8 protein-coding genes are annotated in these 8,051 nt (G+C 38.8%); all 8 read right to left on the bottom strand.

Annotation, left to right across the window (positions count from 1 at the left end; all coding sequences use genetic code 11):
* Positions 1 to 228: 228 nt before the first annotated feature.
* Positions 229 to 1,110 (bottom strand): IS3 family transposase, encoded by an 882-nt coding sequence (locus tag AC52RT_RS09715; protein WP_495540556.1) that lies wholly within the window; start codon positions 1,108 to 1,110, stop codon positions 229 to 231.
* 11 nt (positions 1,111 to 1,121) lie between these two features.
* Positions 1,122 to 1,415: a transposase gene (locus AC52RT_RS09710; protein WP_495540555.1), complete on the bottom strand. Its 294-nt coding sequence runs from the start codon at positions 1,413 to 1,415 to the stop codon at positions 1,122 to 1,124.
* A 26-nt stretch (positions 1,416 to 1,441) separates the two neighbouring features.
* Positions 1,442 to 1,630 carry a hypothetical protein gene (locus AC52RT_RS09705; protein ID WP_495540554.1) on the bottom strand — a complete coding sequence of 63 codons (189 nt, stop codon included), beginning with the start codon at positions 1,628 to 1,630 and terminating at the stop codon, positions 1,442 to 1,444.
* A 128-nt stretch (positions 1,631 to 1,758) separates the two neighbouring features.
* Positions 1,759 to 3,573: an oligoendopeptidase F gene (gene pepF, locus AC52RT_RS09700; protein ID WP_495540553.1), complete on the bottom strand. Its 1,815-nt coding sequence runs from the start codon at positions 3,571 to 3,573 to the stop codon at positions 1,759 to 1,761.
* Positions 3,574 to 3,683: 110 nt separating this feature from the next.
* Positions 3,684 to 4,853 carry a competence protein CoiA gene (locus AC52RT_RS09695; protein WP_495540552.1) on the bottom strand — a complete coding sequence of 390 codons (1,170 nt, stop codon included), beginning with the start codon at positions 4,851 to 4,853 and terminating at the stop codon, positions 3,684 to 3,686.
* Positions 4,854 to 4,940: 87 nt separating this feature from the next.
* The gene (gene cls, locus AC52RT_RS09690; protein WP_495540551.1) at positions 4,941 to 6,458 is read right to left on the bottom strand and encodes a cardiolipin synthase; all 1,518 of its coding nucleotides are present in this window, start codon (positions 6,456 to 6,458) and stop codon (positions 4,941 to 4,943) included.
* A gap of 76 nt (positions 6,459 to 6,534) precedes the next feature.
* Positions 6,535 to 7,203 (bottom strand): adaptor protein MecA, encoded by a 669-nt coding sequence (mecA, locus tag AC52RT_RS09685; RefSeq protein ID WP_495540550.1) that lies wholly within the window; start codon positions 7,201 to 7,203, stop codon positions 6,535 to 6,537.
* Positions 7,204 to 7,559: 356 nt separating this feature from the next.
* Positions 7,560 to 7,955 carry a transcriptional regulator SpxA gene (spxA, locus tag AC52RT_RS09680; protein WP_040373207.1) on the bottom strand — a complete coding sequence of 132 codons (396 nt, stop codon included), beginning with the start codon at positions 7,953 to 7,955 and terminating at the stop codon, positions 7,560 to 7,562.
* Positions 7,956 to 8,051 lie beyond the last annotated feature (96 nt).

Raw genomic sequence — 8,051 nt, 5'->3', positions numbered from 1 at the left:
TTTCTGTTTGAATTGAAATACCCTTCATAAAGAAATAGGTCATAGCATGAGGTAAACCCTTAAAAACAGTCCCAGACGGGAATAAAGCATGTTCTGGTCTTATGTCAAGAAAGTGGACACTGTAATTTCGGCGAACTTTCATATGTAAAGTCCTACCGTACTTAGCTTATAAGAGATATAAAATCGATTAGTCAACATCTTGACTAATCGAATCTTTTATCAAACTGGTCAAATAACAGCTTTCTTTACCTGCTGTTGTCCTTCGTAATTTCGTTCAAAATGATTAGGCGAAGAATAGCTTAATTTAGAATGTTTTCTCTTCTCATTATAAAAACCACTGATGTAATAATTGATAGCTTTTATGGCCTCGGTTCGGGTTTTAAAACGCCTTCTGTAAACTAAGTCTTTTTTGATAGATGCGTGAAAGGATTCTATACAAGCATTATCATAAGGGTTTCCTTTTCTGCTCATACTGATTTTCGCTTCTGCTTCCTCTAAAACCTCTATATACTCGTTGGAACAATATTGAGACCCTCGGTCTGAATGATGGATCAGATCAGCTTCTGGCTGTCTTAGCGTGAAGGCCATCTTCAACGCCTCTACGGGAAGTTCTTTTTTTAAGTTATCGTCCATTGCCCACCCGACAATTTTTCTAGAAAACAAATCCATGACCGTCGATAAATATACCCACCCTTCTAAGGTCCGTATGTACGTAATATCAGCTACCCATACTTGATTGGGGGTTTGAACGGTAAACGCTTGATTTAGTAGGTTAGGATAGATATGCAGTTTATGCTTTGAGTCGGTAGTCGCGACATATCTTTGTTTTGGCGTAGCCCGGATACCCAGTTCACACATCATACGGCCTACCGTTTTGCATGAAATCGTATACCCCCATTCCACTAAGTCATGATGGATACGCGGGCTGCCGTAGGTGCCACCACTTTCGTGAAAGGACTTACTAATTTTCTGTTGGACCTCTTTTTTATACGCCTCTTTTTCAGGAGAAAGTTTGTCCTGGTTTTTCCGCCATTTATAGTAGCCACTCGTCGATACCTTCAAAACTCTGCACATCATCACTACCGTATGCTCATCCTTATGAGCGTGAATAAATCGGTATATTACGAGGGGTCTTTTGTGAAAATGTGCATGGCCTTTTTTAAGATTTCATTTTCCTCTCTCAGTTTATTCAGTTCTTTTTCATGTTGTTTTTGAAGGGTCTCTACTTCACTTGGAGTGAGGTAGGTTTCATGATCGGATCCTTTCTTTTTCTTCTTCCGATAGTCTGACACCCATCCCTTAATTGTTGAAGAAGAAATCTCTAATTCATGAGCGACTTCTGTAACCATACGATGATCCTCTACGATTAGTTTTGCCACATACTCTTTGAACTGTGAATCGCGATGTTTTCCCATGTAAACACGTCCTTTTATTAGTTAAGTTAAGTATACGTTATAACTGGATTTGACGTGTCCACTTTTAAGACTAACTTTACTTTTCCTACTTTATTCGGCCCTTCTTGCTTTCTATTCGGCCCTAGGACTTCTTGATACTCATTTTTGACAAATCCTATCCATGCTCCCGCAAGTAAAACTACCATGAGAGCATAACCCGCTTCATTCCCTTTCATCTTTCAATTTGGATCACCTGTACCATCATTCGGCCCTTCCAGCATTACATTCGGCCCTTAGTACCTTTTGATATTTATTCTGGACAAACCAAAAAAAGGCCGTCAAATTGACGGCCCCTATTTTGGCACTATGCTAAAAGGGATTCTAATTCAGTTAGTTTTTCTTCGAATACTTTTAGCGCTTCTCGAATTGGGTCAGCTTCTGTCATGTCGACGCCTGCTTTTTTCAGCACTTCGATCGGGTAATCTGAGCTGCCTGATTTAAGGAACTCAATATACCGATCTACAGCTGGCTGGCCTTCTTCAACGATTTGTTTGCTCAATGCTGTTGCTGCACTGATTCCGGTCGCATACTGGTATACATAATAATTGTAGTAGAAATGCGGGATACGAGCCCATTCAAGACCGATTTCTTCGTCAATAACAATATCATCGCCAAAGTATTTTTTGTTCAGCTCGTAATATTCTTTTGTCAGCATATCGGCTGTCAGCGATTCTCCGTTTTGTGCTTTTTCATGGATAATGTGCTCGAATTCAGCAAACATCGTTTGACGGAAAAGGGTTCCGCGGAAGCCTTCAAGCTGATGGTTCAATAGATATATCCGTTTTTTCTCATCTTCTATTGTATTGAGCAGATAATCATTCAATAGATTTTCATTACAAGTAGATGCTACTTCAGCCACAAATATTGAATAGTTTCCATACGGGTACGGCTGGGTCTTACGTGTATAGTAACTGTGGACGGAATGTCCGAATTCATGAACTAGGGTAAAGAGATTATTTACGTTATTCTGCCAGTTCATAAGGATATACGGATTCGTTCCATATGAGCCAGATGAATATGCGCCGCTTCTTTTTCCTTTGTTTTCTTGAACGTCAACCCAACGATTATCAAATCCTTCTTGGAGGACGGCACGGTATTCTTCTCCAAGCGGTGCAAGACCATTTAATACATATTCTTTTGCTTCTTCATAGGTAATGTCCATTTTCACTTCTTTGACTAGCGGTGTGAATAAGTCATACATATGAAGCTCATCTAATCCTAGTACTTTTTTACGTAAACTTATATATCGATGTAATAACGGAAGATTTTCATTTACCGTATTCACTAAATTATCATAAACGCTTTCGGGAATATTATTGTTGCTTAACGCGGCTTCGCGAGCTGATTTATAGTTATGGACTGCTGCATTAAAGTTATCACTCTTAATTTGTCCTGCTAAGGTACTCGCAAACGTATTACGGAAGCTGCCATAGGTTTCGTACACACTCTTAAATGCTTCCTCACGAACACGACGGTCATCGCTTTCAAGGAACTGGATATAGCGGCCGTGAGTTATTTCTACCTCATCGCCAGATTCATCCTTGATTGTGGGAAATTTAAGGTCCGCATTATTAAGCATACCGAAAGTATTACTTGATGCGTCCATAACTTCTGATGCTTTTGCAAGTAATGCCTCTTGATCCGCAGATAAAACATGCGGGCGTTGCAGGTTAATTTCTTCTAACGCGTGCTTATAGAGGTTAAGCGATTCATTTTCATCAAGGAATTGTTGAATTTTACTTTCATCTATACTTAATAATTCTGGTACTATGTAAGAAAAAGCACTTGCTGCCTGTGCATATAAAGTTTTTGCCCGATCATCTTTTCCTTGATAAAAAGAATTCGTAGTATCTTGGTCGTAACGCATATGAGAATAAGCGTATAGTTTGCCTAGTTGTTCAAAGACTTCATCTTGAAATTGCAAGGCGACTAACAGCTTTTCTGCACTTTCTCCAAGCGTTCCCTTAAAGGCATCTGCTTTTTGAAGACTGTCTTTTATAGATGTGAAGGCAGTTTCCCAGTCTTCTTCCGTAGCGAAGATGTCTTCTAAACGCCATGTATCTTCTGCTGGCACGTCTTTTCTAGCTTGTAATGTTTTCACTGTACTTTCTTGCGTCATGTCTATGGTCCTCCTCTAAATAACTTGCCTCTTGAAAAAAACACGAATGTCCTTCTTTACCCCTATGATAGGTGTACTATGTCTATTGTACTCCATTTTTCTTATAAAAATCATTTTGTAAGCTTCAAATATAATGATTTTTCTAAATTTTCTACTTCTATACCATTTCGGGGGATTGGAATCAACTCACAGATCGTATAGTTCCCCGCTGTCACTTCCTTCAGATTCCCTAATACGACGAGAAGACGCAGATATTCTTTAATAATCGCAGCGCAATCCAAATATGGCAGTAAAGCCAGCGATCGAAGTTTAATATCCCCTTTCCTCTGCCGTTTTCGGAAAGCATAAAGAACCTGATTAAAGGTTACATACTCCCCTTTTTCTCTCGTGTACAGAACATCCATATACAGCCACCCTTGCCATTTGACTGCTGGTGTTTCGATTGCCCACATGCCTTTCACAGGCAGTCCGATTTCAAATGGAAGTGTTGCAGGTGACAGCCTATTATTATATAGAGCTGCATAATAACGATCTTTACGATTGATTCTTCTCATACTAAAGAGACTCCAAATTTTCCGTTTAGCAAACCAGGCATTTAGTAACGGAGGTTCTTTGATAATAGGGAGCGTACAAGGCCTCAGCGACGCTAACTTCACTCTAACAAAGGCAGCGTATGTAGTTCGGGCTGAGAAGGGGGTAAGATGCTGTAGAAAGCCCATATTGTCTTTTTCAGGACAGTAGGTAATGATGAGGGGCCGTTTAAATGTCTCATTGAGAAACTGCCAGTGAAAGGCTGACAGCATGAACGCATTTGCTTTATCCTTGCGAAGATTTTTTTCTGCTAGTATCCATATGGGAATAACTCCAATTTCCAAATAAAGAGCGGTCCTCTTTACAAAATCTTTTACTGAGATAACGGAGCACTGAAATTCTACTGCGTATACCCCTTTTTCCGAGGTCACTAGAATATCTGCACGTTGTTTAATAGCAGGTAGATAGGCCTCCAGTTGGGAGCGAATTTGATTCTTTTGCAGCCAATTGAACAATTGACGTTTTCCAGCGAGATGGTAGGCGGATTCTGCTTCAGATGAGGCGGTGCAGAGGGGATTTTTTTTGTGAGCAAAATGAGGGATCTTTTTATCACCAGCTTTAATAATTAATTCACTTTCACAACAGGGACAGTAAAATTCTTGATTATCTTTTATCAATTTTAATGCTTCTCTTGTTATTTTTTCAGGAAGAGTTATTAACGTCCCATCCTGATTTTTTGCGGTTAGCATAGGCATCCTCCTTTTTCTAAAAGAGAATTCGCCAAGCTTGGGGAATATTCCTTCTAAAAGGCCGAAACAGATTTTCGGCCCTCCATTTTATAATAACGGGGATAACAGCCTGCATGTGGATTCCATTATCTTATATCTTATTTTACGCTTAGAAAAGTCATCCAAATGTAGCTCGCATGAAACATGAAGGTCATGTAAAAAATCATTCACCAGTCTTTGAGTACTTCTTGTTTGAAACAAAAACGCATTCACTTCAAAGTTCAAATGAAAACTGCGCATATCCATATTCGCTGTTCCGATAGACGCAATCTCATGATCAACAATGACCAGTTTCGAATGCATGAACCCATTTTTGTATTCGTATATGCGAACACCTGCGGCTAATAGTTCAGGAAAATAGGATCTGGAAGCGTGAAAAACAATCCGTTTATCTGGATTTTTCGGAACAAGCAGCCTGACATCCAGTCCGCTTAAGGCCGCAATCTTCATCGCTTGAAAAATATCCTCGTCAGGAATAAAGTACGGAGAAGCAATCCAGACCGATTTTTGAGCATTCGTAATCATGCAGAAGAAGATGCTTTTAATAATGGCCAGTTCGTTATCTGGACCGCCGGCAATAATCTGCACGCCTCCATGGGTATGTTCATGAGGCATGGACGGGGAAAGATACTCATCTGTCAGAAAGCTATGATCGGTGCTGTAGTACCAGTCCTGAAGGAAAATTAACTGCATGGTCTGAACAGCCTCACCTTTAGCCATTAAATGTGTATCTCTCCAGAAACCAAATGCCTCATTACGTCCGAGGTATTCGTCACCAATATTCAATCCCCCCATAAAGCCTACCGAGCCATCAATCACAATAATTTTACGGTGATTACGAAAGTTGAATTTATTATTTAAGAAAGGCAGATGGACAGGACCAAAGGCTACTGTTTCTACTCCAGCATTCTTCAGATCGGTAATATAGGTATTCGATAATTCCCAAGAACCCACTGCATCATACAGAAAGCGAACCTTTATTCCTTGCTTTGCTTTTTGAATCAACATCTTCTTAATTTCCCGCCCAATATGATCATCACGGACAATATAATATTGGATATGTATATGATGCGCTGCCATAGCCAGTTCTTCTAGGATATGAGAATACGTTTCATCTCCATTGGTGAGAATTTTCGTTTCAGTAGCAAATGAAATCGGACTATTTCCGATTCGTTCAGCTAAATGAAATAACTTGCTCTGATGAATAGTCTCTTCTAATTTCCGTTGAGCGATTGACTTGGTCTTACTCTTAGCTCGGACTTGTAAATAGGCTTCTTTATCGAGCAAATATTTTTTTCGAAAAATTCGTTCCTTACGGTAATTACGCCCAAACAGAAAGTAAAAAATAAAGCCGATAATCGGAAATGCACCGAATACTATCAACCATGTTAGTGTTTGAGCTGGATGTCTATTTTCCAGGAAGATCAAGATTCCTATCACAAGAAGCGACAAGGATAAAAGAATACTGAAATATCTGAATACTTCATCTGTGAAGGAATTATGAAAAATAAACCAAAAACAGAATAAGATTCCTGAAAAGAGCACAACACGAAATGTATTTTTCAACCCGCTCACCTGCCAATCATTTGAAAGAGCTTTGTATGAAACAAAAAGCCGACTTCAGACTGAAATCGGCTTTACACTAGGCAAAATATTTATGAACCGTGTTAAACACATCATTTTCAATCACTATTTTTCCGTATTCCTGTAAGATATGAACGGTAATAGGTGATTCATGACTATACTCTAACAGTGTACTCAAAATATTATCAATTTCTTCTTCTTCCGAGTCATCTTCTGAGAATGAAATATAGAGATAATATTTATTATTGTATGCATAGAGCTTCGCATCTAGGCTATCAAGTCCGCAGCGATTACTCAGAGAAATGACATCTTCAAAGTCATCGAAAGCCGTAATAAACTCAATCTTACCATCTTCAAACTGTACTGAACTGAATTCATGCTTCCCTTGAAATTGTTGTTCAAGCAGTGATTCCAGTTTCTCATCCACCTGTATATCACCAAGCTTTTCATCTGCGAGCGGAAGTTCCAGTTTTTGGCCGTCCTTTGTCAACTGAGCTCGAGTCACTAAAACCTCTAGACCTTTTTCAAGTGCTTGTACTTGTATCCATAAAGGTCCTTCCATCGTAAATTCTTCTTCTTGATGTACTTCATCCATCATTTCCCAGAACAATTCTTCACTGCGCTCACGGCTGTACCAAATCTCTTCTCGGTCAAAGCCGCGTTCTTCAATATCTATATAAGAAATATAAAATTTAACTGTATCTTCATTAATACGTTCGATCTCCATAATTCCATCTCCCTTCTTTCTTGTTTTGAAGGGATAATTACCCCCGAGCTACACACGCTCTTATGCTATCTTTACCCACGAAGGAATACTTGTAACCGGCAACAGGATAAAAATAAACTATTTTCTTTTATTTTATGATAAAACCCTTGAGAAGGGAAATAAAAAACCTCTAGTTGTAAAAAACAATCATATGCCTAATAGTTCTCCTATATTACAAAATATAGGTATGTTTTGCAACCCCAATTAATTTTACCAGCTTACCTTATTCTATTCAAAACGAGAAGGATTGCATGAGCTTATTTAGCAAATAAAAAATAAAAACCCCGCCAAATTTACTGGCAGGGCTTACGCCTATGTTAATTGACCATCCGCTGTGCTTCGCGTAATTGGTATGTACGAACTTTACGCGGCAGGAACCTTCTAATTTCATCTTCATTATATCCGACTTGAAGTCTTTTTTCATCAAGGATAATTGGACGTCTTAACAGGCCAGGATTGTCTTTGATAAGCTTATATAATTCCTGAAGGGGCAATAATTCTAGGTTAACATTCAATTTTTGGAATGTTTTAGAACGTGTTGAAATAATTTCATCTGTTCCGTCTTCTGTCATTCGAAGAATTTCTTTAATTTCTTCAATAGACAACGGTTCTGAAAAGATGTTTCTTTCTGTATATCCTATCTCATGCTCTTCCAACCATGCTTTTGCTTTTCTGCATGAGGTACAGCTTGGCGAGGTATATAATGTAACCATGTTACTTCACACTCCCTAAGTATAGAATTGGCAATCTATGATGGGAACTCTATTTATTATTACTAATATCTACATTGAAATGATTTTAAATTAGCA

The organism is Peribacillus sp. (assembly GCF_059453735.1).
The sequence above is the reverse complement of the archived record's forward strand: the minus strand, read 5'-3'. Positions and strand labels throughout refer to the sequence as shown.

Coding starts and splice junctions, on each gene's coding strand:
- spxA (WP_040373207.1), bottom strand. CDS start 7,955: ATGGTTACATTATATACCTCGCCAAGCTGTACCTCATGCAGAAAAGCA.
- pepF (WP_495540553.1), bottom strand. CDS start 3,573: ATGACGCAAGAAAGTACAGTGAAAACATTACAAGCTAGAAAAGACGTG.
- AC52RT_RS09710 (WP_495540555.1), bottom strand. CDS start 1,415: ATGGGAAAACATCGCGATTCACAGTTCAAAGAGTATGTGGCAAAACTA.
- AC52RT_RS09705 (WP_495540554.1), bottom strand. CDS start 1,630: ATGAAAGGGAATGAAGCGGGTTATGCTCTCATGGTAGTTTTACTTGCG.
- mecA (WP_495540550.1), bottom strand. CDS start 7,203: ATGGAGATCGAACGTATTAATGAAGATACAGTTAAATTTTATATTTCT.
- AC52RT_RS09695 (WP_495540552.1), bottom strand. CDS start 4,853: ATGCTAACCGCAAAAAATCAGGATGGGACGTTAATAACTCTTCCTGAA.